Source organism: Hydrotalea sandarakina (assembly GCF_003254115.1).
Lineage (GTDB): Bacteria > Bacteroidota > Bacteroidia > Chitinophagales > Chitinophagaceae > Hydrotalea > Hydrotalea sandarakina.
Map to the genome: position 1 here is coordinate 86,910 of NZ_QKZV01000004.1, position 23,242 is coordinate 110,151.

The 23,242-nt window shown below is 36.5% G+C and carries 25 protein-coding genes; 6 read left to right on the forward strand and 19 right to left on the reverse strand.

The features are described from left to right. Positions 1 to 10 precede the first annotated feature (10 nt). Entirely contained in the window at positions 11 to 694 is a 684-nt protein-coding gene (locus LX80_RS07445; RefSeq protein ID WP_111294834.1) for a TetR/AcrR family transcriptional regulator, read from the reverse strand. Between the two features lie 159 nt (positions 695 to 853). On the opposite strand from LX80_RS07445, the gene LX80_RS07450 reads away from it, so the two are divergent. From LX80_RS07450 to LX80_RS07475, 6 genes are all read left to right on the forward strand, one after another. Continuing rightward, positions 854 to 1,495 (forward strand): DUF502 domain-containing protein, encoded by a 642-nt coding sequence (locus LX80_RS07450; protein ID WP_111294836.1) that lies wholly within the window; start codon positions 854 to 856, stop codon positions 1,493 to 1,495. Between the two features lie 76 nt (positions 1,496 to 1,571). Next, positions 1,572 to 2,642 carry a 3-phosphoserine/phosphohydroxythreonine transaminase gene (gene serC, locus LX80_RS07455; RefSeq protein WP_111294838.1) on the forward strand — a complete coding sequence of 357 codons (1,071 nt, stop codon included), beginning with the start codon at positions 1,572 to 1,574 and terminating at the stop codon, positions 2,640 to 2,642. A gap of 39 nt (positions 2,643 to 2,681) precedes the next feature. Continuing rightward, positions 2,682 to 3,917, forward strand: coding sequence for a DUF1015 domain-containing protein (locus tag LX80_RS07460; protein WP_111294840.1), 1,236 nt, complete (start codon positions 2,682 to 2,684; stop codon positions 3,915 to 3,917). Positions 3,918 to 3,950: 33 nt separating this feature from the next. Beyond that, positions 3,951 to 4,973: a tetratricopeptide repeat protein gene (locus tag LX80_RS07465; protein WP_170120402.1), complete on the forward strand. Its 1,023-nt coding sequence runs from the start codon at positions 3,951 to 3,953 to the stop codon at positions 4,971 to 4,973. Between the two features lie 134 nt (positions 4,974 to 5,107). Next, the gene (locus tag LX80_RS07470; protein ID WP_111294844.1) at positions 5,108 to 6,898 is read left to right on the forward strand and encodes an AMP-dependent synthetase/ligase; all 1,791 of its coding nucleotides are present in this window, start codon (positions 5,108 to 5,110) and stop codon (positions 6,896 to 6,898) included. Between the two features lie 42 nt (positions 6,899 to 6,940). Beyond that, on the forward strand, positions 6,941 to 7,564 hold the full coding sequence (locus tag LX80_RS07475; RefSeq protein WP_111294846.1) for a hypothetical protein: 624 nt from the start codon (positions 6,941 to 6,943) through the stop codon (positions 7,562 to 7,564). Here LX80_RS07475 and yidD read toward each other — a convergent pair whose 3' ends face one another. From yidD to LX80_RS07565, 18 genes are all read right to left on the reverse strand, one after another. After that, a complete protein-coding gene (gene yidD / locus LX80_RS07480) occupies positions 7,565 to 7,795 on the reverse strand; it encodes a membrane protein insertion efficiency factor YidD (RefSeq protein ID WP_211307726.1) in 231 nt (76 codons plus the stop codon). Continuing rightward, a complete protein-coding gene (gene rnpA / locus LX80_RS07485; protein WP_111294847.1) occupies positions 7,770 to 8,186 on the reverse strand; it encodes a ribonuclease P protein component in 417 nt (138 codons plus the stop codon). Before rnpA ends, yidD begins: the two co-directional genes overlap by 26 nt. A 78-nt stretch (positions 8,187 to 8,264) precedes the next feature. Further along, complete coding sequence (gene rpmH / locus LX80_RS07490) at positions 8,265 to 8,420, reverse strand: 50S ribosomal protein L34 (RefSeq protein WP_074419624.1); 156 nt, start codon at positions 8,418 to 8,420, stop codon at positions 8,265 to 8,267. Positions 8,421 to 8,623: 203 nt separating this feature from the next. Continuing rightward, positions 8,624 to 9,454 (reverse strand): glutamate racemase, encoded by an 831-nt coding sequence (gene murI, locus LX80_RS07495; protein WP_111294848.1) that lies wholly within the window; start codon positions 9,452 to 9,454, stop codon positions 8,624 to 8,626. A 70-nt stretch (positions 9,455 to 9,524) separates the two neighbouring features. Continuing rightward, positions 9,525 to 10,130, reverse strand: coding sequence for an OmpH family outer membrane protein (locus LX80_RS07500; protein WP_111294850.1), 606 nt, complete (start codon positions 10,128 to 10,130; stop codon positions 9,525 to 9,527). Positions 10,131 to 10,175: 45 nt separating this feature from the next. Continuing rightward, on the reverse strand, positions 10,176 to 10,694 hold the full coding sequence (locus LX80_RS07505; RefSeq protein WP_111294852.1) for an OmpH family outer membrane protein: 519 nt from the start codon (positions 10,692 to 10,694) through the stop codon (positions 10,176 to 10,178). 78 nt (positions 10,695 to 10,772) lie between these two features. Then, positions 10,773 to 13,607 carry a BamA/OMP85 family outer membrane protein gene (locus LX80_RS07510; protein WP_245898014.1) on the reverse strand — a complete coding sequence of 945 codons (2,835 nt, stop codon included), beginning with the start codon at positions 13,605 to 13,607 and terminating at the stop codon, positions 10,773 to 10,775. An 85-nt stretch (positions 13,608 to 13,692) separates the two neighbouring features. Next, a complete protein-coding gene (locus tag LX80_RS07515; RefSeq protein WP_111294854.1) occupies positions 13,693 to 14,454 on the reverse strand; it encodes an isoprenyl transferase in 762 nt (253 codons plus the stop codon). A 158-nt stretch (positions 14,455 to 14,612) separates the two neighbouring features. Further along, complete coding sequence (gene porG, locus LX80_RS07520) at positions 14,613 to 15,464, reverse strand: type IX secretion system protein PorG (protein WP_111294856.1); 852 nt, start codon at positions 15,462 to 15,464, stop codon at positions 14,613 to 14,615. A gap of 74 nt (positions 15,465 to 15,538) precedes the next feature. Then, complete coding sequence (locus LX80_RS07525) at positions 15,539 to 16,417, reverse strand: NAD kinase (RefSeq protein ID WP_111294858.1); 879 nt, start codon at positions 16,415 to 16,417, stop codon at positions 15,539 to 15,541. A gap of 112 nt (positions 16,418 to 16,529) precedes the next feature. Next, positions 16,530 to 17,924, reverse strand: coding sequence for a POTRA domain-containing protein (locus LX80_RS07530; RefSeq protein ID WP_111294860.1), 1,395 nt, complete (start codon positions 17,922 to 17,924; stop codon positions 16,530 to 16,532). A gap of 123 nt (positions 17,925 to 18,047) precedes the next feature. After that, positions 18,048 to 18,707, reverse strand: a complete 660-nt coding sequence (locus LX80_RS07535) for a CBS domain-containing protein (RefSeq protein ID WP_111294862.1) — start codon at positions 18,705 to 18,707, stop codon at positions 18,048 to 18,050. Positions 18,708 to 18,742: 35 nt separating this feature from the next. Next, complete coding sequence (locus LX80_RS07540; RefSeq protein ID WP_111295165.1) at positions 18,743 to 19,522, reverse strand: alpha/beta fold hydrolase; 780 nt, start codon at positions 19,520 to 19,522, stop codon at positions 18,743 to 18,745. A 196-nt stretch (positions 19,523 to 19,718) separates the two neighbouring features. Beyond that, complete coding sequence (locus LX80_RS07545) at positions 19,719 to 20,231, reverse strand: CvpA family protein (RefSeq protein WP_146250418.1); 513 nt, start codon at positions 20,229 to 20,231, stop codon at positions 19,719 to 19,721. 77 nt (positions 20,232 to 20,308) lie between these two features. Beyond that, entirely contained in the window at positions 20,309 to 20,758 is a 450-nt protein-coding gene (locus LX80_RS07550; RefSeq protein ID WP_111294866.1) for a GatB/YqeY domain-containing protein, read from the reverse strand. Positions 20,759 to 20,776: 18 nt separating this feature from the next. Then, positions 20,777 to 21,127: a gliding motility protein GldC gene (gldC, locus tag LX80_RS07555; protein WP_111294868.1), complete on the reverse strand. Its 351-nt coding sequence runs from the start codon at positions 21,125 to 21,127 to the stop codon at positions 20,777 to 20,779. 81 nt (positions 21,128 to 21,208) lie between these two features. Beyond that, positions 21,209 to 22,339 carry a glycosyltransferase family 4 protein gene (locus LX80_RS07560; protein WP_111294870.1) on the reverse strand — a complete coding sequence of 377 codons (1,131 nt, stop codon included), beginning with the start codon at positions 22,337 to 22,339 and terminating at the stop codon, positions 21,209 to 21,211. A 29-nt stretch (positions 22,340 to 22,368) separates the two neighbouring features. Further along, positions 22,369 to 23,217 (reverse strand): 3-hydroxyacyl-CoA dehydrogenase family protein, encoded by an 849-nt coding sequence (locus tag LX80_RS07565; RefSeq protein WP_111294872.1) that lies wholly within the window; start codon positions 23,215 to 23,217, stop codon positions 22,369 to 22,371. Between the last annotated feature and the right edge of the window lie 25 nt (positions 23,218 to 23,242).

Here is a 23,242-nt window from a genome sequence, read left to right on the forward strand (position 1 = left end):
TTTTAGTTACTTATACGCGATTCAATTCTTTTTGGAGATACTTTGCAATTAACTTTTGGCCTTTTGCAGTTGCAATTCCATATAAAAAATGCTGCGTAATGGCTTCAGCCAATTCTGCCAAACTGTATTTACCGATAGATTGATTGAAGGCAGGATTAAATATTAAGAAAATTGACTCGATTCTATAAGCCGCCATAATATCAATTTTTATATCAGAACGATACAACTCTTCCTCAATACCTCGTTTCAAATTGCGAGTAATCTCCTGATATAAAAACTTGTTTTTATGCTCATAGAATTGTCGAAAAGCTTTGGGATGATATTTTTCCAATTCGTACAACAATAGCGGATTCATGTTTTTCAGCATATCTTCTACCATTTCAATAGCCAAAAAAACCTCGTGTATTGCATTTTCGCTTTGTTGACATTGAAAAGTGCAGCGCTCTGCATTTCTTTTAATTTCATCTGCTATTACCTGTTCTACCAAATTATCCTTATCAGTAAAATATTGGTATAAGGTTTTTTTACTCATGCCTAACTGCGAGGCAATTTCGTCCATACTTATACTACGTACGCCGTAGCGCATAAATAGCTCATGGGCTTTTGCAATAATTCGCATTTCATTTTCCATAACGGGCGCAAAACTATGGAAACTTTTAATGTTGCCAAAGTTTCTATCATTATTTTTTCTCAACTTTGTATAAATACTAACTAAGTATTACTTCTAAACAAAGAAAACTGCATTAACGCCATTAAGAAAACAGCATTAAAAAAACCGATGACGAATTTGCTTAAACAAAACCGGTTTATTGATTTATGCGCTTTATTACTCATTTTATTGTAAACTTGTGGTATGAAAAAAAACCGGCTTTCATTGGTTTTTCAATTGTTACTGCGTAATATTTTAAAATATTTATTACAAGGGCTGGCAGTTTTAGCACCCATAGGTATAACCATTTGGCTGGTGGTAAGTGGTTTTAATTTTATTGATGGTATTTTACCCAATGTTATTCACAGTATTTTTCCTGATTTAATTAAGGAAAACCCCGATGGCAGCTTAAAACGCATACCCGGTGTTGGTTTTATTGTTGTAGTTATAGTTGTACTATTGGTAGGCCGCATCTCTTCTTCATTTATCTTTTCAAAAATTGTTGAAGCATTCGATACCATTTTAGAACATACGCCCGGCGTAAAATTTATTTACTCCTCAGTAAAAGATTTTTTTGAAGCGTTTTCGGGTAATAAAAAGAAGTTTGATAAACCGGTGATGGTAAATGTTGATGCCAATGATGTATGGCGGTTAGGTTTTATAACCAGCAAAGATGCATCAGGATTCAATTTGCCCGATCATATTGTTGTATATGTGCCACACTCTTATGCCATTAGTGGTATTACTTACATTGTTCCAAAAGAAAGAGTTCGTATTGTAAACAATATGAATGCTGCTGAAGCTATGAAATTTATTATTAGTGGCGGAATTACCGAACACGACTAACTACCATTTGTTTTCATGAATTTATTAACGCATTGCTTTGCCGCTATTTAATTAAATTGCAGCACTTTTAGCAATCATGAAAAAACATAATTTCAATTCAGGCCCTTCCATTTTGCCTGCACCTGTAATAGAACAAGCCGCTGCAGCATTGCACGATTTTAATGGAATTGGATTATCAATTTTGGAAATTGGTCACCGTACCGAATGGTTTATTGCTGTTATTGAAGAAGCCAAAGCGTTGGTAAAGCAACTAATGCAACTAAATGATGATTACGAAGTTTTGTTTTTACATGGCGGTGCCACAACACAGTTCATGCAAATTCCAATGAACTTCCTAACACCCAACGATACTGCTGCCTATTGCGACAATGGCATTTGGGGAAGTAAAGCTATTCAGGAAGCCGGTTTTTTTGGCAATGTGCACATTGCAGCTTCATCAAAAGATAAAAATCATACTTACATACCTAAAAACTTATCACTACCCAACAACGCCAAATATTTACACATTACAACCAACAATACGGTTGAAGGTACCCAATGGCATAGTTTACCGGAAACAAACTTGCCACTTGTAGCCGACATGAGTAGTGATATTTTTAGCAAGCCCATGCCTTTTAACCATTGTTCACTTATTTATGCCGGCGCACAAAAAAACATGGGCGCTGCAGGTGTAACCTTGGTTGTAATAAAAAAGGATTGGGCAGCTTCCATTCAAAAGCCTGTTCCACCCATTATGCACTACCAAAAACATATTGAAGCAAAATCATTATTAAATACACCACCGGTATTTGCTATTTATGTTGCTTTACTCACCCTGCGTTGGATAGTTGCAGAAGGCGGATTAACTGAAATGGAAAAGCGTAGTAAACAAAAAGCAGCATTACTTTACCATACCATTGACAGCTTACCCATTTTTACATCGTATGTTGCCAAAGAAGATAGAAGTTTAATGAATGCAGTATTTTTTATGAAAGATGAAAACTTACTGTCTTCATTTTTGCAAACCTGCACCGAAAATGGAATGGTAGGTGTAAAAGGCTATAGAACCGTTGGTGGCATAAGAGTAAGTATGTATAATGCTCTACCGTTAGAAAGCGTTCAGGCATTTTGCGAATTAGCCCAATATTTTGCTCAAAAGCACGGATAAATAATTTCATAAACACTTTTTAAATCAATTAACAATAGCATGGCCATTATTCAACCTTTTAAAGCCCTTCGCCCACAGCCGCAATACTCAAAATTTGTAGCCAGCAAACCCTATGATGTATTAAGCAGTGCAGAAGCAAAAATAGAAGCACAAGGCAATCCACATTCATTTTTACACATTACTAAAAGTGAAATTGATTTACCGGAAAATATTGATGTGCATGCACCTGAGGTATATGAACAAGCCAAACAAAATTTAAACGCATTTATTAAAAGAGAAATTTTATTCCGTGAAAGCAAACCTTGCTATTATATTTATCGTTTAATCATGAACGGCAAAAGTCAAACCGGTATTGTTTGTACCAGTGCTGTTGATGATTATGATAACAACATTATAAAGAAACACGAATTTACACGTCCTGATAAAGAACAAGACCGGATTAACCACATAACCAAAACCGGTGCGCAAACCGGTAATGTGTTTTTAGCTTACCGAAATGTAAATGATATAGATGCTTTTGTTGAACAATGGACCCATACCAAAGCCCCGGTTTATGATTTTGTTGCAGATGATGGAATTGCCCACACCATTTGGATTGTAAATGATGACACTGCCATAAATACTATTTCCAATTTGTTTCAGCAACAAGTGCCCGTTACTTACATTGCCGATGGTCATCACCGTGCGGCATCTGCAGCCAAAGTAAGAAAATCGTTTAACGGTAACATACCACAAGGTGCCAACTTTTTTTTAACTACTTTATTCCCTGCCAATCAATTGGCTATTCTAGACTATAACAGGGTAATTGCCGACTTAAACAACCACAATGAAGAGGGTTTATTAACAGCATTACAAAAAAATTTTACAGTAATTCCCCAAGGCAAAAAAGCATTTAAGCCAACAAAGCCTCATCAAATGGGCATGTACATTAACGAAAATTGGTATGAATTAAATGCATTACCCGGCAGTTATAATACCGACCCCATTGGTATTTTAGATGTTAGTATTTTACAACAAAACATTTTAGAACCCATTTTTAACATTGTTGACCAACGTACCGATAAGCGCATTGATTTCGTAGGCGGAATAAGAGGTATGGAAGCATTGGAGGCAAGAGTAAATAGTGGTGAAATGAAAGTTGCTTTTAGCCTTTATCCTGTTACCATGGATCAGTTATTTGCCATTGCCGACAATAATGAAATAATGCCACCCAAAAGCACTTGGTTTGAGCCTAAGTTACGCGATGGATTATTAACACATTTAATTTATGAATAAATGTATTTTCGCGTAAGCCAGAAAAGTATTTTTATGAAACGTGTTGCTTTATTTTTATTGTTCGGCATATTTAGCATTGCAGCATTGGCGCAAACACAAGATGCCGCACAATTGTATAAAGATGGTAAACAATTGCTGCAACAAGGCGACTATGATAATGCCATTATGGTTTTGAATAATGCTTTGCAACAAGATCCTAAAAATTTAGACATTCAAAAAGATCTGGCTTTTGCTAATTTCTTAAACCGCGATTATGCCAGCGCAATTAATGTTAGCAAAAAAATTATTGAGCAACCAGGTGCCGACGAACAAGCTTATCAAATTTTAGGCATGTGTTATAAAGCCATTGCCGAGTATAAGCAAGCAGCTGATTTATACGAAAAAGGCATCAAAAAATTTCCCAACAGTGGTGTATTATACAATGAATATGGCGAGTTATTGGCCATGAACAAAAATTTAGATAAAGCTATTCAGTATTGGGAAAAAGGAATTGAAGCCGACCCTAATTACAGCAGCAACTACTATAATGCAGCCATGTATTACAGCCAAAGCAATACCAATTTATTTTGGGTAATGTATTATGGTGAAATTTTTGTAAACCTTGAAAGCTACACTACACGTACTGCCGGCATGAAAAGTACATTGTTAGATGCTTACAAAAAATTATACACGCAATTTAAGCCCGAACAATGGACCAGTGAATATAAAAAAACACCTTTTGCACTGGCATGTATGCAGGTGTTAAAAAACAGTATTTATCAAATTGCTACAGGTGTTACACCCGATAATTTATTGGCAGTAAGAACCCGCTTTGTGTTAGATTGGTATAATGGCGGCCTAAACCAACAGTTCCCCTCTCGTTTATTCGATCAATGGCAATATTTTTTGCGTGATGGTATGTTTGAAGCTTATAACCAATGGATATTTGGTGCAGCTGCCAGCCCCGCTCAATACCAAACCTGGGTACAGCAACATGCTTCAGAAGCCAATGCTTTTAAACAATACCAAAGCAATAGAATTTTTAAAATACCGATGGGGCAATTCTATCATCAATAAATTAGTTAAGAATTTACAAAGTTTGCGTTCCTAAACCACTATTAAAGCAGGTTCTGTTTTTTTAATTAAAGTGGTTTACTTAAATTGTATTTTGTTGCAAACAAAAATTCATTTAGTAATAACGATTTGCCATTATGCTTACACCCAAACGCTTATTCGATGTAATTGACCACCAATTACAGCATTTTCCTAAAGAAACCATGTTGGCTGCTAAAGAAAACGGTCATTGGCGCAGCTATAGCACCCAACAAATTCAGCAATTATCCTTACAACTCAGTGCCGGCATTCGCTCATTAGGTATTAGTGGAAACGATTTTACACCTGAAGGCAGCGACAAAGTGGCAATTATTAGTAACAATCGCCCCGAATGGGTAATTACCGATTTAGCCGTGCAACAGTGTGGTGCTATTTTGGTTCCGTTGTACCCCACTACAAACCCTCTTGAAATTGAATTTATTTTAAACGATTCAAAAGTTACCACCATATTTGTTAGCAGTGCCGACCTTTTAGATAAGATTAAAGGTGTACAAGCCAATGTGCCTACGTTACAACACATTTTCACATTCAATAATATTGAAGGAGCCAGAAATTGGCGTGAATTATTGGTGACAGACGAAACTCAACTTCAAGCCATACAAAACATTCGTTCACAAATTCCAACATCTCATTTAGCCACCATTATTTACACTTCAGGCACAACCGGCACACCCAAAGGTGTAATGTTAAGCCATAGCAATATTTACAGCAATGTAATGTTTAGTAAAGAAAGCTTCCCGTTTGAAGATGCGCCGGAAAGTAAAGTATTAAGCTTTTTACCACTGAACCATATTTTCGAAAAAACAGTAACTTATATTTATTTGTACAGTGGCATTTCCATTTATTACGCTGAAAGTTTAGATACTATTGGCGATAATTTAAAAGAAGTGCAACCCGACGGTTTTACCACAGTTCCCCGTTTGTTGGAAAAAGTATTTGAGAAAATAATGCATACCGGCAGCCAACTTACCGGCATAAAACGCAAATTGTTTTTTTGGGCAGTTGCTTTAGGTACTCAATATGATAACCGTATTAATAAAGGTTGGTGGTATAATTTGCAATTAGCATTAGCCAATCGTTTAATCTTTAACAAGTGGCGTGCTGCATTAGGCGGAAATGTAAAATACATAGTTACCGGTGGTGCCGCCTGTCAGGTAAAACTATTGCGCATTTTTAATGCTGCACAAATTCCGGTATATGAGGGGTATGGCCCCACCGAAAACAGTCCGGTGATTTGTGTTAACAGAAAAACACCCGGCGGTAAAAAATTCGGTACGGTTGGTCCCCCCATTTCAGGTATTGAGGTGAAATTGGCTGCTGATGGTGAAATATTGGTGTCCGGACCCTGTGTTATGGTTGGCTATTACAAACGCCCCGATTTAACTGCCGAAGCAGTAATAGATGGTTGGCTTCATACAGGTGATATAGGTGAATGGGATGAAGGTTTCTTAAAAATTACCGACAGGAAAAAAGAATTGTTTAAAACCAGCGGTGGTAAATATGTTGCACCGCAACCTATAGAAAACAAGTTAAAAGAAAGTGCTTTTATTGAACAGGTATTGGTTGTAGGCCCCGAAAGAAAATTTGTAGGCGCCCTGATTGTTCCATCATTTTCTACCTTGCAATCATGGATGAAGGAAAACAATATTCCCTTTACCGGTAAAGAACAAGCTATTCGCGAACCCAAAGTAATTGAACAATACCAAAAAATTATTGATAAATACAACCAGCTGTTTAACCATGTAGAACAAATTAAAAAATTTGAATTATTGCCGGTTGAATGGGGCATTGATACAGGTGAAATGACACCGAAAATGAGCCTGCGCAGAAAAGTTATCATGGAAAAATATGCAGCTGAAATTGAAAAAATTTATGCCGACAATAATTAATGAAACGCTCATACTTTTTTAACACTCAAAATCATTAAAACAATGCTTAAAAAATTTACCTACTTTGCATTTTCTGCCGCATTATTTGCAGCCTGTTCATCGAACAACACAAAAAAAGTAATGATAGTTGCTACAGGCGATATTAATGTTAATACTGATAATAAAACCATTACTTTGGCCGGTGGCTCTGGTGCAACAGATAAAACAGTAGAATTTAATAGCTCAGGCCCATTAACACTTACCATAAAAGCAGAAGATGGTTCAAGCACACCTGTTACTTTAAATGATAATGGCTTTTTTATGCTGAATGCAAGAAAAGATACTATTGTAGGTGCCTACCAAAATTATGCTGCCCCAAAAACTACTGTTGATACCATTAAACAAGCTACACTTGAAAAGGGCATTGATTCATTAAGCCAACTTATTGAAGGGAAAAATGTATCCGCAGCTAATCGCAATTTTTTTGTTACGCCAAATACAGCCGTAAAACTTACAGCTAATACTGATGCATTTGTGGTACCGCCGTTTCACCAAATGACCTCTATTGAAAAAGTAGGTGATAAAGATCCGGAGGTTTACCGTTTTTATACTGTGAATGAAATTCGGGAACAACTTGCCAAACTAAAAGCTTTAACTGCACCACAACCTGCGCAGCCTAAAAAATAATTACGGTACAGGATCGTGCCCATGACTTCCCCAAGGGTGGCATTTGCTAATGCGTTTTAATGAAAGCCAGCCACCCTTTATTATACCATATTTTTTTAATGCTTCAATAGCATATTGCGAACAGGTAGGTGTAAATCTGCACTTGGGTCCAATGTTGGGAGAAATTACATATTGATAAAACTTAATCAATATTATCAATGGCCAACTAAGTATGTTCCTTATCCATTTCATCCACTTTACGGTTTAATTGAAGCAATAACTTCTTCACCACATGCGGCAATTTATCTTTTTCAGGCATTTCTTTGCCTACATAAATAATAAACAAGTTCAACTTTACTTGTTTTTGATAAACTGCAGTTTTTAATTCAACTTTATTCAAACGATAAGCCTCACGTAACAGGCGTTTAATATAGTTGCGATGAACCGCTTTTTTAAAATAACGGCTGCTAACCGCTACACCGGCCTGCAATAAATGTGTTTGTTCCGCTATATTGTTTGTAAGGTTATAAAAAATTTTAATAGGGTAAGCATACAATTGTTGGCCACCGGCAAACAAAGCTTCTATTTGCTTTCGACTTTTTAGTTTTTCGGGTTTTGAATAAGCATAAAGCCCGTTGGTCATGCTAATCTGTTTTCAATAAAAAAAGCCTCGTCCATATTTTGGGTGAGGCTTTTAAAGATATAAAGAATTTTGAAATTGCTATTTTAAACCTTTTTCGCTAGATACAGTTAACTTCTTGCGACCTTTCCTTCTGCGACTGGCTAACACCTTTCTTCCATTAGCAGTTTGCATACGCTTGCGGAAGCCATGTACCGATTTGCGGCGACGCTTGTGAGGTTGGAATGTACGTTTCATAATAATTTTGTTTTGCTAACCCAAAAATAATTTTTCAACTTCAACAGTGGCCACCATACCACTCGTTTTGTGAAAGGATGGCAAAGGTAAGGGTAGCGGATTAAAATTGGTAATTTTCAAGGCAGTTTTTTTGAAAACTGTAATTAAAAAATGAATTTTATACAATTTCTACCCGTAAAAAAGGCTTAATTGTATGCTATATTTTAACCTAAATCAATCTGTTGTGCCGTTATTTCACTGCCATAAAATAAAGTAGCTTGTTGCTCAAAAATACTATCATCATCTGTTGTATAAAAGGCTTGCCGCCCATTTTGGGTACATTTTGCTTCTATTTCAGGGTGGCGTTGCAAGTAATTTTGCAGGCTTTGTGCCACAATATTTCCTTGCATAATTACCTGAATGTGTGCAGGAAGTGCCGCTTTAATTTTCGGATACAACAAAGGATAATGCGTACATGCTAACAATATTGTATCAATGTTGGCATTTTGCTGTAACAGTTGTTGAATGTATTTATTAACAAAATAATTAGCCCCTTCATTCAAGTGTTCATTATTTTCAATTAAAGGTACCCACATTGGGCATGCTTGCTGCCAAACGGTTACTTCGGGAAAAAATTTCTGTATTTCAATAGGGTATGATTGCGAAAGCACTGTGCCTTGTGTTCCCAGAATTCCAATTTGCTTTGAAAGGGAATATTGACCAATAATTTCGGCGGTTGGCCTAATTACCCCTAACACTCTTTTATTGGGCGCCAATACAGGTAAATCTTTTTGTTGAATGGTACGCAATGCCTTGGCCGATGCTGTATTACAGGCTAAAATAACCAAGGAACACCCTTGTTCAAAAAACCATTTTACGCATTCTAAGGTATAATGATAAACCGTTTCAAAACTTCGTGAGCCATATGGTGTTCGAGCATTATCGCCCAAATATAAATAATCGTATTGCGGTAATAATGCAGCAATATCTTTTAAAATGGTTAATCCGCCATAGCCACTATCGAAAACCCCTATGGGTCCTTTGTTTTCTTGCATATTTCAAAAATAAGAAAGCATCCGGGCTTTATGCAGCACAGATGCTTTGAATATTGTTGATTGATGAATTTTAGTGTTTTACGGGCGGTTTAGCGGGAGCAGGGGTTGTAGTACCACTGGTGCTAATACCCAAAGCTTTTATTTGATCTTGAATTTCTTTGGGTAATGGAATTTTCATTTTCGCCAATACACGTAGCGTTAATTCTTCCGATTTTTCTGCATATAACAAAGCATCGGGTTTAAACACGTAAGTGTATTTTTGTTCTGCCATTACTTCTTGAAATGCTTTTCCGATAATATCATAAAAAGGTTGCAACAATTGAGCTTGTTTTTGCTGCATCATTTGGTTTTGATATTGTTGCCAGTTCTGCAATTTTGCAAATTGATCAGCCAAATCGCGTTGCATAATTGATTTCATGCTTGAATTCATTTTAGCTGAATCTGCTTTAAAAATGCTATCTTTTCTTTTAAACTCACTAATAGCATAATCTCTCTGCTCGTTTAATGAATCGGTCATGTATTGATTCAATAAGGTATCTACTTTTTGAATACCGGGCATTAAAGCTAAAACGTTTTGCTCGTCAAAAATGCCAATTTTAATGTTTTGTGCCATTGAGGTACCCGCCATAACCATAGTCAAACCAAAGGCGGCAACTAATACTATTACTTTCTTCATTTTTTTTGTTTTATAGGTTGTTTTTTGTTTGCTTTTTGTAAAAATTTATGGTTTTATGCCCAAAACGCGGAGCACGTCATCGCTCTTATCTAATTTTGGGTCGACAAATATAACGGTAATTCCTTCACTTTTATCCAATACAAAATCATATGCTTTTTCCACTGCAATTTTTTGAATAGCATTGTAAACTTTGTCTTGTATGGGTTTAATCAAACGTTGTCTTTCTTTAAATACATCACCATCGTAACCAAACCGTTTTTTTTGTAAATCGCGTACTTCTTTTTCTTTGTTAAATAATTCTGCTTCACGTTTATTTTTAAGTTCATCACTTAACATTACCTGCTCTGCTGCATAATTCTTATACATTTGGTCAAGTGCAGCTTGTTTATCATCAATTTCTTTTTGCCATTGCTCGCTAATTAATTGAATTTGTTTGTTAGCCTGAATATACTCGGGCATTTTATTTAAAATGTACTTTGTATCAATTACTGCATAGCGCTGTGCCTTTACAAACATGGTGCTTAGTAAAAAGCAACTTATCATCAATAGCAATATTTTTTTCATAACAGGTTAATTGTGTTGTCTGCCAAAAAATAATTGGTTTGAATGGTTTCGCACAAATTAAATGAATTCATTTGAAAGTTATTCAGGTTCAAATCCTAACATAAAGGTAAATCTAGAAATATCCTTAAGGCTTGCACCCGGTGTATAACGGTCTAAACCAATACCATAGTCAAATCCTAACAATCCAAACATGGGTAAGAAGAAACGCATACCCACACCAACTGAACGACGCAACTGGAATGGATTATAATATTTCAAATCGTACCAACCATTGGCAGCTTCGAAGAACGATTCGGCGTAAATAGTACTACTTGGATTTAAACTTAACGGATAACGCAACTCGGCCGTATACTTGTTAAACATGGTAAAGTATTGGCTTGCCCCGGTTTGGTCGGGATTAATGCGAGGGTTAGAACTTTCATAAACCGGGTAACCACGTTGCGAAATGATGTCGTATCCAATTAATGCATATTGGTTGCTTAAACCGGCATCACCCAACTGAAAACGTTCGAACGGCGAAATTTGTAATTGCGGGTTGTAACGGCCCAAAAATCCAAACTTAGCCGCCAACTTCAACACAAACATTTTGTTGTGGTCTTCGCCGGTACCCTTACTTAAAGGCACGTACCATTCTCCGTTAAAACGCCATTTATGGTATTCAATAAAATTATATGGATCGTTTTGATAAACAACGGATGGGTTAAATAACGAATAAGGTGGTGTTACTGCTAAGCTGGCCAAGAAGGTTGAACCCGAAGTTGGGAACATGGGTTGGTTAACCGATGAACGTTGCAATGCCACTTTAAAGTTAAAGTTGTTGGAAATACCATTATTAAACAAAGTACCATCGCGCAGTTTTAACTGTTGGCTTATGGCATAGTTTACCAATTGATAACGCGTATAGTTCACGGAAAATGAAAGTGAAAAATAGTCGTCGGGCCAAGTTAGCTGTTTACTATAGGCAACAGAGGCACCGGTTGTTTTTAAGAATGAACGTCCTGCAGCTGCAGCAGTATAAGTTCCGGTAAGCGGATCGTAGGCATTGGCAAACTTGGTATCATAGATAGAAAACGTTAGCGCATTGCGTTTTTTACCACCTACCCAAGGTTCCGTAAATGAAAAGTTATACGAACGGAATGCACGACCATTACTTTGCACCCTAAAGCTAAGCTTTTGACCATCACCCATGGGTAAAGGATCCCAAGCTTTTTTGCTGAAAATATTTTTAATTGAGAAGTTATTGAAAGAAACACCCACGGTACCGGTTAACCCAATGGCACCACCCCAACCGGCACTTAACTCTAGCTGGTCGCTCGATTTTTCTTCTAAAGTATAATTTATATCAACTGTTCCATCATCGGGATTGGGTACAGGGTTAATTCCAATTTTTTCCTGGTTAAAATAATTTAACTGGGCAATTTCACGCTGAGAACGAATTAAATCGGCACGGCTGAATTTTTCACCCGGAATGGTACGCAATTCCCTGCGTATTACATATTCCTTCGTTTTATCGTTTCCTGCTATACGTACATTTTTAATAGTAGCCTGCGGACCTTCTACCATTCTAATTTCATAATCAATAGTGTCGTTATAAACAGCAGTTTCAACCGGGTCGGCACGGAAAAACAAATAACCATTATCCAAATACAAGCTGCTAATATCAGCACTACCATCGGGTACACCACCACCTTTACCCAAGCGCTTGTTTAAAATTTCCATGTTATAGGTATCCCCTTTTTTAATACCCAGAATTACCGATAAAATTGAATCGGAATAAATGGTATTCCCTCTCCAGGAAATATTACCGAAATAATATTTATGCCCTTCACTTACCTGAATATCAATATCTAAATTGCCTTTTGAGTTTTTAAACACTTGGTCGCGGGTAATTTGCGCATCGCGATAGCCAATAGAGTTATAATAATCTATAATGGCATCCTTATCCTCATTATACTTTTTTTCGTTGAATTTGGCAGAAACAAATGGCTTTATGCGGATGTAGGGTGAAAGTACTTTACGCGTATCGGTAAAATTCAGGAAACCCTTATCGTGCATGTATTGTTGAAAAGTATAGGGTTTGGGTTTAATGAATCCACTGGTATCAATAGAAGGATATAATGTAAAATGCCCTTTTTCTTTAGTTCCTTTCATTTGTTGCTTCAGTTTAGAAGCATCAACATTTTCATTACCGGCAAAATAAATATCACTAATCTTTATTTTCCCGCCGCGGTCAACTATAAATACCAAATCCATAGAATTAGAGCGGGTTGAATCTTTAATTTCCTGGATGGTTACATGGGCGTTTTGATATCCTTTATCAAAAAAATATTTTCTGATGGCTTCAGAAGCCGTACGTTTCATGTTTTCGGTAACCACTCTTCCGGGCACTAAACCTGTTTTAGAGTTCAAATCGTCAATAGCACCTTTGCCAATACCTTTAAAATAAAATTTAGATAAGCGAGGGCGCTCAGTTACATTAATTTCAATGTCTATATTAGTGCCATGCAGTTTGGTAATATAAATTTCAACGTCAGAAAAATAGTTTTGACTCCATAACTTATTAATAGCACGGGAAAAATTGTCGCCTCCGGGAATTACAACCTCATCGCCCACATTTAAACCGGATATGGAAATAAGCAAATTTTCATCGAAATACTTGTTACCGGTAACTTTTATGGATTCAATTTTATATTTTTTGGGTGTTTTTTGATTGAAAATATTAATCAAATCGGCGTCTATAGATGTAATGGTAGTATCAGCCTTTTGTTGGGCAAATACAGACAGGTGAAAGCAACTAAGAAAAAAAGCAAGTGTCAAAAGCTTAAGCGTTTTCTGCATCCGAATAGGGTTTTTTGGTATGGTTGCCGATCTATTGTACCATAAAAAAGTAGCATTAGACAGTTGTTTCAGCATATATTAATTGGAGCAAATTAAAGGGAATAATTGTAAGTGTTTGTTAAATTGACCGTAAAATTTATGGGTAAAGTGCATGAAAATATTATTTGTGTAATTCTTCCGCTTTAATTTGTTGGCTAATTTTTCCAAAACGGCGTTCCCTATTTTGAAAATCAATAATAGCTTCATATAAGTTTTCTTTTCTAAAGTCGGGCCAACGGGTATTGGTAAAATATAATTCAGCATAAGCCAACTGGTATAATAAAAAGTTGCTAATTCTGTATTCGCCACTGGTTCGAATCATTAATTCGGGATCGGGTAAATTACTGGTGCTTAAATATTGTTGTAGGGTATCTTGTGTAATAGTTTCCGGTTCAATTTTACCCGCTTTTACATCTTTAGCAATGTTTTTAACGGCATTCACCAATTCCCAGCGACTGCTATAACTTAAAGCCATAACCAGGTTAAGACCGGTGTTGGCAGCGGTAAGGTCAAGTGCTTCCTGCAAAGCGGTGCGAGCAAAATCGGGCAACATGCTTAATTCGCCAATTACATGCAAACGAATATTGTTTTTACAAAGAGTGGGCACTTCTTTACGAATGGTTTCAACCAATAAGGTCATTAAGCCTTCTACTTCCGGTTGTGGTCTATCCCAATTTTCTGTACTAAAAGCATAAAGAGTAAGATATTCAATACCCAATTCCGCACAACCTTCTACAATATTGCGAACACTTTCAACCCCATGAAAATGACCATACAAGCGCTCCTGGCCTTTTTCTTCGGCCCAACGCCCGTTTCCATCCATAATTATGGCAATATGGCGGGGTAATTTAGCTTTATCAATTTGTTGCAGCAAAGCAGGCATGACACACCTTTTACAATTTGTAGCGGCAAATGTATGGAAAGCAATGGTATTGCAAATAAAAATATGGTGCGCCGATTAATGTTTTTGTATTTGCCGGCTCTTAGTTTAAATTTTCAGCAAATTTTAATTTTATCCGGTTCACCGCAAGCATTAAAATTTTAATGCGTAGGGCATTTATACGATTGAATATTGAAAGATATGCCTATTTGCAATGAAACATAAGAGTCGTTTTTTAAACTGGTGCCACGCTGGCGACCTTTTATGCCAATAACTGTTCCGGTTTCATAGCTGCGATCTTGCAATAAAAACCAAGTGGTAGGATTTCCATTGGCATCTACCGCCGGAAAAGCATCGGGTGCATATGTAGTACTAACATCGTCAATATAGTCGGTAGAGGTAAATCTGTAGGTTACTTCTGCAAACACATTCATTTTTTCATTTAAGGCATATTTGGCACCAATACCAAAAGGCACACACAAGGCAGTAGTACCATATTGTTTACGATTAGGGTAAAGAGGGCTTCCTTGACCTTCAGTACCTAATGGGCGTAAATAAACTTTTGTTCCGTTTAAATAGGTGTAAGGATTATAAGAAAATATGCCAACACCTAAACTTACATAAGGCGTAAAACTATATTCTGGCACACCGGGAATGAATTTGAAGAAGTTAAAATCGCCACTTATAGCCATTTCCCAAATGTCGGTATTAAAACTAAGGTTACGGCGGCGTTGAAATGGGTTATCACTATACTTATCGGAATAACCTAAAAACAAGTAGTTACCCGAAAGACGAACCCCAACGTAATTATTAATTTGTTTGCGATAGAATAAGCCTGCTGCAAATTTGGGTTTGTTTAATTTACCGGTAGGATTTAAATCGCCGAAATAATGATCTAAGCCAATTGATGCACCAAATTCCCCGTCATGCACGAAGCTATCATATAATTGAGCTTGTACAGGCAGGGCGAAGAGTATAAATAAGGCAAATAGCAGCCAATATCTTTTTATCATTACATGGTGGTATTTCCGGATGTAAATATAGGTGCAAAGTATTTCATTTTATCATAAAATAACTTTATCAACTGTTAATTTCTTTTATCAAGCCCCCAAGTAAGCTTGTTATGCAGGGTTGAAAGGAAACTGTTTTCATTTAAACGAATCAGGTTTACATAAAACTTTTCCTTACGTATGGCTATTTGTGTGTTAATGTCAACAATTTCTTTGCGGGCATCTAAAGCACAAATAAATTGATCGGTTCTGCCTTCTACTTCAAATGAAATTACGCTGGTATCGGCTACCACTATGGGACGAACATTTAAATTATGCGGCGCAACAGAGGTAATAACAAAGCTGGGCGAATCGGGATATAAAATAGGCCCATTACAACTCATGTTGTAGCCTGTTGAACCGGTAGGTGTTGCAATAATTAAACCATCGGCCCAATAAGTATTTAAAAATTCACCGTTTAAATAAGTATGAATTTTAATCATTGGCGAAGTATCGCGTTTATGAATGGAAAATTCATTTAAGGCAAAGGGTGCATTATTGAACAGTGGCACATTGGCATCAATATGCAATAAACTTCTTTTATCTACCACAAATGTTCTGTTCAGCAAGGCATCAACTGCACTTAATAAATCATCGGGACCGATACTGGCCAAAAAGCCCAAACGACCAAAATTAATGCCCAATATGGGGATATTGGTATTTCTTATTAATGTTACTGCATCCAACATGGTGCCATCGCCCCCTAAACTAATGAGACATTCTACTTCCGGGTCAAAATCATCGGCGCTTTCAAAGGCAGCAATGTGTTTCAGCAAATCGTCAGGCAAATTAATTCTATTCATTAATGGGCGGTAAATTAATATGCCGATTTTATGTTGCACCAACAGTTGAACCAATTGCTGCAGAGGATTACCCTGCTCAATATCTAAACCACGGCTATAAATAGCTACTTTCATGTGTAATTAATTTGTAATAGCAATTTTGCGTACACTTTTACAGATTGCTACTTAAACGCTTTGTGTACGCATTTTGATATACCCAATTGGTTTTAAATTTTGATTTACGTTTTTAAAAACCATTATTAGCATGCAAATATAGCCCTTTGCCCCCGAGTTGATTAAAGCTATATTCCAGTCGAAAAACAAAATCGTAAATGGACACAATATCTAACCCAAAACCCCATGTGTGCAGCAATTTATTGTTCAACAAATTGTTGTTAATGTATGGGTTGTAAGCATAACCAACATCTGTATAAATTTTGGCATAAAAACGAAATGGAATTTTATCGTGGGTTTTGCTTTTAATCGGGTTTTTAAAAATGTATTTTAAAAACTGGTGATTTAATGAAAAATGTGCTAAGCCCCCCGCCATTCCATCGGCCACATAATATTCAAGCCCGGGCATTTGGTAACTGCCATAACCTAATAAAGCCTGACTAAAAAAATAAGGATTGTAGGGGAATTTAATGGTGGCAGAAGCATCGGCCACTATAAAAGTTTTGGGCAAAATAGGTTTTGCAAACAATCCATATAAACCCACTTGCCACATGTTGGTGGTTTTGTCAATGCCCCGTTTATATAAGCTGGCTTGTGCCTGCCATCCCTTGCTGGGATAAACATTGTAATCTGTATTAAAATATTGATACAAGTAAGTAAAATCAATGTATTTAACCTGAGTTGCGCCATTAGGAAAGAACATTGGGTTTAAAGCTGCAACAGTGTCTGCTATGTTATCACTATCATATGAAACCCGAAAATAATGCCGTTGAAACTGATCGGGACGGTAGGAGTACGTGGCATCTACTCTATAAAATGTTCGGGCATAATTATTATCGTTTTTAAAAAACAATTGCTGGTTGGTTAAACTGGTAGCATAATTAATTTCGCGTTGGTTGGAATAGCCAAAGCCAACATTAATGCCTTGTTTCAAGCTTTTATCAAAAAAAGGTAAGTTATAACGCAGTGCCACTTGTTGGTTATAACCATTGATTAACCAAATATTTAAATTATCGTTTTGCCCGGTAAAATTGTTGTAATTAAACTTTATACCATAATTCACCCTACTTAAACTTCGGTTTTGTTGCACCCACCATTCATTGAAGTTTCTATCAACTAATCTAAAATAAGGCAAGGGTAAAAAATACAGCCGTTCTTTTACCCGAATATGAATAAAGGCAACATTGCCTTGCAGTCTATCTACATAAACACTATCATCAACAAACAAACCGGTGTTATAAATTAATTGTTTCGATTCAATTAATTTTTGAGACAATTGGTCTGGTGTAACGCGGTCACCTTTTTTTAAAGTAGCTTCTCGTAATATGATGTAGTCTTTGGTTTTTTTATTCCCAAAAATGGAAATACCGCCAATAATGTATTCAATAGGTTGTTGTAAGGAGTCAGAAATTTGTGCCTGCGTAGGTAAACAACTGCATAATAAAATTACAAGGCACCAATAGCGCATAATAGCAAAAAATGTGATTTTTGGGCGGTAAAAGTAAGGTTTAACTGCTATTTGTTGGAAAACGCAGGAAAAATTAACAACAAGGGGGCACCGTTCAGTTTTAAATGAATGCAGAAAGGATGCCTAAACATTTAAATAATTCATTAGGTTGTTGTAATTATCCTTCAGCTCATTTGTGTACCATTCATCGCCTAAATAATACAGCACATTGTATTCATAGCGTTGAAATGTAGCTACCACATCACTTATTTCCGTTTTGTTTATTTTAATGATAACATCTAATAACCCGTTGTTGCTATTGATGCTAGAGTTTAACTGCGTAATAAATGCATCATTTGTTTCTACCAAGCGATTAATTTCCCCGAAAGAATACTCTTTTCGTTCCATTTGCAAAACGATGGTTCCTCCTGGTAGTTCAATGCCGGTATAATGTGCGGTAGCCCGCAGCAAATCATTTGCTGTTACAATTCCATCTAAAATATTTTCAGGTGTTACCACCGGAACCAATGTAAGATGGTTTAAAGCAGCAAGTTTTACGGCGGTAAAAATAAAGTCGGTATTTAAAACAGCTACCGGAATAAATTCATCAATTAATTCAGAAAGTGATGCTTCTTCGGATACAGACGCTAAAGCATCTCTATTCAAAATACCAACAAAAGTGCCATTGGTACAAACAGGCCAATGTTCAACAAAATAATCTTCCATTAAAACAATAGCTTGTTTAGCCGTATCGGTTAATTGCAGAATGGGATAATATGTGCGTTTATATTCCTGAACCAACATACCGATTCATTTAACTAAAAAAGCCATTTTTGAAACTAACGTATTGGAGCCGCAGATTGTTTTGTTTTAGCTAAAAAAGCCTCTAATATTTTATTGAATTCATCGGGCACTTCCATCATTGGTGCATGTCCGCATTTATCAATAAAATGCAATTCACTATTGGGTATCAGCTTATTGAATTCCTGGCCCACAAACGGAGGAGTAATGGTGTCATTATTACCCCAAATAAGTAAAGTGGGTTGTTTAATTTGGTTCAATTCTTCGCCTAAATTGCTTCTAATGGCACTTTTAGCCAATGCAATAATTTTAATAACTTTTAACCGGTTATTGGTAATTTCAAACACTTCATCAACCAATTCTTTGGTTGCCATTGCCGGATCGTAAAAAGTTAGCTCCGTTTTTTTCCTAATATATTCGTAATCGCCACGTTTGGGATAGCTATCGCCCATACCATTTTCAAAAAGTCCTGAACTTCCTGTAAGGGTTAAGGTTTTAATTTTTTCGGGATGTTTTAAAATATGCACTAAGGCAACGTGGCCACCTAATGAATTTCCTAAAAGATTAATGTTTTCATAACCACGCATTTCAATAAACTTATGAACAAATTTTGCTAAGCCATGAACGGTGGTATGAAAAATATCAAGTTCAAATAGGGGTAAAATGGGTACAATAACCTTATGGGTTTTGCGAAAGTGCTCAACTAAATCGGAAAAATTACTTAACGCCCCAAAAAGGCCATGTAGTAATAGTAATGGTTCACCCTCGCCTTCTTCGAGAAACTTAAACTTTTCTATTTGATGTAATTGGTACTTCATGTTGCTTTTCTTAACCAAATGCTACTACGTGTTTATTTACAAATAAAAGCAAATTATATGGAAAAAACCAAGTTTAGCGGTTTTGAATGCCGTTTTTTGCTGATAATTATTCAGCTAAGTTATTGTATTCCTATTGGTATTGTGCAGTTTACAAAATTTAATTGAAAAAGTTTGAGAAAACCTGACTAATTACCACTTACCAAACAGATTGTAACCTTTGCAAACTGTTCTCCAAAAACGGCACAACTGATGCTGCTTTATGTAGCAAAGCAGGAACATATGCCTGTATAAAACCTAATGTTTTAGAAGATTCCCGTACCCGGCTATTTAAAATGGGCAATTGCGTGGCGTAAAATATAATAATAGCACCAATGCTAACATACATAAATACGTATAATGCTGCACCCAAAACTTTGTTTAACATACCCATCCACAGCATTTCAAGGGTATGCTGTAATACATTCGCCAACAAATGAATAACAATAATTACAGCTATAAGTACCAATAAAAAAGCAATGAAACTTAACCAACGCGTTGTTAAGGCAGTTTGCGCTTTTAGCCAAATGGCCACCCATTCAAAGGTTTTAAATGCTACTACCAAACCAACTATTAAAGCAATGATTGAAAATATGGCTACAACAAAGCCGCGCTTTACACCCTTGTAAATGCCCAATAAACACAAAATAAGCATCAACACATCTATTAGCATAAATACATATTTAATGTTTGTTAATACATAATACAGCCAATAAATGTGCCAATGCAAGCATATTGAAAATGGGTTGGTTATTGTAATAATTCTTTTACACAAGCAGCAATGGCTTTACCATCTGCCTGACCGGCTAATTGCTTAGATGCTACACCCATTACTTTACCCATGTCGGCTGCAGAAGTTGCGCCTACTGTACTAATAATTTGCTGAACTGCTGCTTTTAATGCTTCAGGTGATAATTGTTGCGGTAAAAACTTTTCTATAACAGCAATTTCTTCTTGCTCTTTAGTGGCTAAATCGGCGCGGTTTTGCTGTTGATATATCTCTAACGAGTCTTTTCTTTGCTTCACTAATTTTTGCAAAAGTTTTAATTCTGCTTCGGCTGAAATTTGACCATTGGCGCCGGGTTCCGTTTTGGCTTTAATAATTTCAGCTTTTATGGCACGTAATCCACGTAATAAAGCCTCATCTTTCGCTTTCATGGCCTCTTTCATTTCAGCCATAATTTTTTCTTCCAAGTTCATAAAAAAGTTTTTAATGCGTTAAACCAATTTGTTTTGTTCCATTTGCAATTGGCGGAATTTTTGGTAAAAGCTTTTGGCAAAGTTTTTCATTTCCTCCACCAGTTCTTTATGCTGAGTAGCACGACCAAAAGTATCTGCCATTGACATTAGGTTTTGATAATAAAAATCGGCCATTTCATCAACCATCATGTCCTTGGTCCATAAGTCAATACGCAGGGCACTTTTATCCATACCATCCCAAAATGCCAACATCATGGCTTTAGCTTGTTGCCAATCTTCGGCAGTACTATCGGTTGCCCGCCATTGAATTTTTGAAGGAATTTTATCGGTATCTAAAGTTACTTGAATTTGAATGTCGGATTGATGCATGCGAATACTGTATTAAAGTTAAAAGCGCAAAAGTACAATAATCGTTTGAAGTGCCATATAGAATAGCCGGCAGCGCCAAAACTATTTTGCTGCAATGTTTACCATAGCCTCCCAAAATTGTTGAGCACTACTATCCCAATTGAATTGAGCTGCCCTTTGTTTACCCGCTGCAATTAATTGAGATCGTTTTATTTCATCCTTGTACATCAAAATCATTTGCTGTGCCAGTGCTTCCACATTATCCGGTGCAGCCATTAATGCAGCATCGCCTGCAATTTCCGGCAAACTGCCTGCATTACTGCAAATTACAGGGGTTTCGCTTTGCATAGCCTCAATAACAGGAACACCAAATCCTTCAAAAAAGGAAGGATATACCAATGCATAAGCCGAAGCCATTAGCGCCTGTAATACTTCATCACTTACATAATTCATTACTACCACATCGTTGCGGTGTTTGTAAGTTTCTATTTTATTCATTACCGCTTCATAATCCCAGGCAAGCCTTCCCACCACAATTAATTTCATATTACTTTTTTGCCATCTTTTAAAAATGGTAAAGGCTTTTAATAAGTTCATTAAGTTTTTTCTGGGATGAATACCCCCCACAAATAAAAAGTATTCACAACCTTCAGCATATTGTGCTTTTACCTGCTGTTTTTCATCAAAAGAAAGGGGTTGAAAACCCGGCTTGGCAGCATTATAAATAACTGATGTTTTCGCTGCTGCATAAGGATAATGCTGAACAATATCGGCCTTAGAAAACTCGGACACCGTAATAACCTTTGCTGCTTTTTTTAAAAACTTGGGTGTATAAAACCGATAGTAATACAAATGATGTTTAGGAATAAAATCGGGATAATGTTTAAAGGCCAAATCGTGTACCACCAATAATTGTGGTATTTTAGAGGTTAACGATGCAAATCCATAAGGCTGTACCCAAACTTGCGGCGCATATTTTTTTAAAGCCAAAGGCACTTTTACATCGTACCAATATTTAAACGAAAGGGCATGCCTTGCTTTAGGATTAACCACTAACGGTAATATATTGTCGGCAGTAATAAAAGATGCGTCATAGGGCCTATCGAATACATAAATGAACTGCGTTTCCGGATGTTGCTTTACCAGTCGCTTAAATATTTCATGCACATAATTTCCGTACCCTTCCATGGCATTGGGTTGCAAAAAAAGCGCATTTAAAGCCACACATTTCATAATTACCGGTTTACTCTTCTTAGCCTATTTTAATATTCGTAAAACCCCTTTCCTGTTTTTTTACCTAATTGTTGCAGTGTAACTTTTTGTTGTTGCAATGCAGAAGGTTGCAAACGAGTTGGCTTACCCAACGCCTCCCAAACAATGCAACTTACACCGTAATTAATGTCAATACCAATTAAGTCCATTAGCTTAAATGGCCCCATTTTAAAGCCTGATGCTTCCATAATTTCGTCAACTTGCTCAACTGTGGCCAAGCCTTGTTCTACCAAACGCAATGCTTCTAAATAATAAGGCCTTGCTACTCTGTTAACAATGAAGCCGGGTGCATCATTACAAAGTACCGGCGTTTTACCTAATTGTTTGCTTAACGCTATTAAGGTATCTATAATTTCAGGAAGTGTTTGAGCACCTTTTATTACTTCAACCAACTGCATAATGGTAGCCGGGTTAAAGAAATGCAAGCCTGCCAATAATTCCGGCCTTTCAATTGCTTTTGCTAATGCATTAATAGATATGGAAGAGGTATTGCTTGCTAAAATGCAATTATAATTATTTACTGCTAACAACTGATTGAATAATGAAACCTTGGCTTCTTGTTGTTCAATAATGGCCTCAATAATAACAGGGGCTTTACAGTTTTGTATTTCATGCGTAAACTGTAGTCTATTGAAAATATCTGTTACTTGTTGTGCATCTAGTTTGCCTTTTTGTTGCAGTAAGTTTAAATTTTTAGCAATACCATCACGACTTTTGGCTAATACTGCTTCATTTACCTCAAACACAATGGTTTGTATGCCTTTTTGTGCACACAACTGTGCAATACCACTGCCCATGGTACCTGCACCACAAACTGCTATGGTTGTAATTGTTTGCATAGAACTTGCAAGATAAATACAATAA

Excerpts from the sequence above, each read along its gene's own strand:
- LX80_RS07450 (WP_111294836.1), top strand. The coding sequence starts at position 854 with ATGAAAAAAAACCGGCTTTCATTGGTTTTTCAATTGTTACTGCGTAAT.
- serC (WP_111294838.1), top strand. The coding sequence starts at position 1,572 with ATGAAAAAACATAATTTCAATTCAGGCCCTTCCATTTTGCCTGCACCT.
- LX80_RS07460 (WP_111294840.1), top strand. The coding sequence starts at position 2,682 with ATGGCCATTATTCAACCTTTTAAAGCCCTTCGCCCACAGCCGCAATAC.
- LX80_RS07465 (WP_170120402.1), top strand. The coding sequence starts at position 3,951 with ATGAAACGTGTTGCTTTATTTTTATTGTTCGGCATATTTAGCATTGCA.
- LX80_RS07470 (WP_111294844.1), top strand. The coding sequence starts at position 5,108 with ATGCTTACACCCAAACGCTTATTCGATGTAATTGACCACCAATTACAG.
- LX80_RS07475 (WP_111294846.1), top strand. The coding sequence starts at position 6,941 with ATGCTTAAAAAATTTACCTACTTTGCATTTTCTGCCGCATTATTTGCA.
- yidD (WP_211307726.1), bottom strand. The coding sequence starts at position 7,795 with ATGAAATGGATAAGGAACATACTTAGTTGGCCATTGATAATATTGATT.
- rnpA (WP_111294847.1), bottom strand. The coding sequence starts at position 8,186 with ATGACCAACGGGCTTTATGCTTATTCAAAACCCGAAAAACTAAAAAGT.
- rpmH (WP_074419624.1), bottom strand. The coding sequence starts at position 8,420 with ATGAAACGTACATTCCAACCTCACAAGCGTCGCCGCAAATCGGTACAT.
- murI (WP_111294848.1), bottom strand. The coding sequence starts at position 9,454 with ATGCAAGAAAACAAAGGACCCATAGGGGTTTTCGATAGTGGCTATGGC.
- LX80_RS07500 (WP_111294850.1), bottom strand. The coding sequence starts at position 10,130 with ATGAAGAAAGTAATAGTATTAGTTGCCGCCTTTGGTTTGACTATGGTT.
- LX80_RS07505 (WP_111294852.1), bottom strand. The coding sequence starts at position 10,694 with ATGAAAAAAATATTGCTATTGATGATAAGTTGCTTTTTACTAAGCACC.
- LX80_RS07510 (WP_245898014.1), bottom strand. The coding sequence starts at position 13,607 with ATGCTGAAACAACTGTCTAATGCTACTTTTTTATGGTACAATAGATCG.
- LX80_RS07515 (WP_111294854.1), bottom strand. The coding sequence starts at position 14,454 with ATGCCTGCTTTGCTGCAACAAATTGATAAAGCTAAATTACCCCGCCAT.
- porG (WP_111294856.1), bottom strand. The coding sequence starts at position 15,464 with ATGATAAAAAGATATTGGCTGCTATTTGCCTTATTTATACTCTTCGCC.
- LX80_RS07525 (WP_111294858.1), bottom strand. The coding sequence starts at position 16,417 with ATGAAAGTAGCTATTTATAGCCGTGGTTTAGATATTGAGCAGGGTAAT.
- LX80_RS07530 (WP_111294860.1), bottom strand. The coding sequence starts at position 17,924 with ATGCGCTATTGGTGCCTTGTAATTTTATTATGCAGTTGTTTACCTACG.
- LX80_RS07535 (WP_111294862.1), bottom strand. The coding sequence starts at position 18,707 with ATGTTGGTTCAGGAATATAAACGCACATATTATCCCATTCTGCAATTA.
- LX80_RS07540 (WP_111295165.1), bottom strand. The coding sequence starts at position 19,522 with ATGAAGTACCAATTACATCAAATAGAAAAGTTTAAGTTTCTCGAAGAA.
- LX80_RS07545 (WP_146250418.1), bottom strand. The coding sequence starts at position 20,231 with ATGCTAATAGATGTGTTGATGCTTATTTTGTGTTTATTGGGCATTTAC.
- LX80_RS07550 (WP_111294866.1), bottom strand. The coding sequence starts at position 20,758 with ATGAACTTGGAAGAAAAAATTATGGCTGAAATGAAAGAGGCCATGAAA.
- gldC (WP_111294868.1), bottom strand. The coding sequence starts at position 21,127 with ATGCATCAATCCGACATTCAAATTCAAGTAACTTTAGATACCGATAAA.
- LX80_RS07560 (WP_111294870.1), bottom strand. The coding sequence starts at position 22,339 with ATGAAATGTGTGGCTTTAAATGCGCTTTTTTTGCAACCCAATGCCATG.
- LX80_RS07565 (WP_111294872.1), bottom strand. The coding sequence starts at position 23,217 with ATGCAAACAATTACAACCATAGCAGTTTGTGGTGCAGGTACCATGGGC.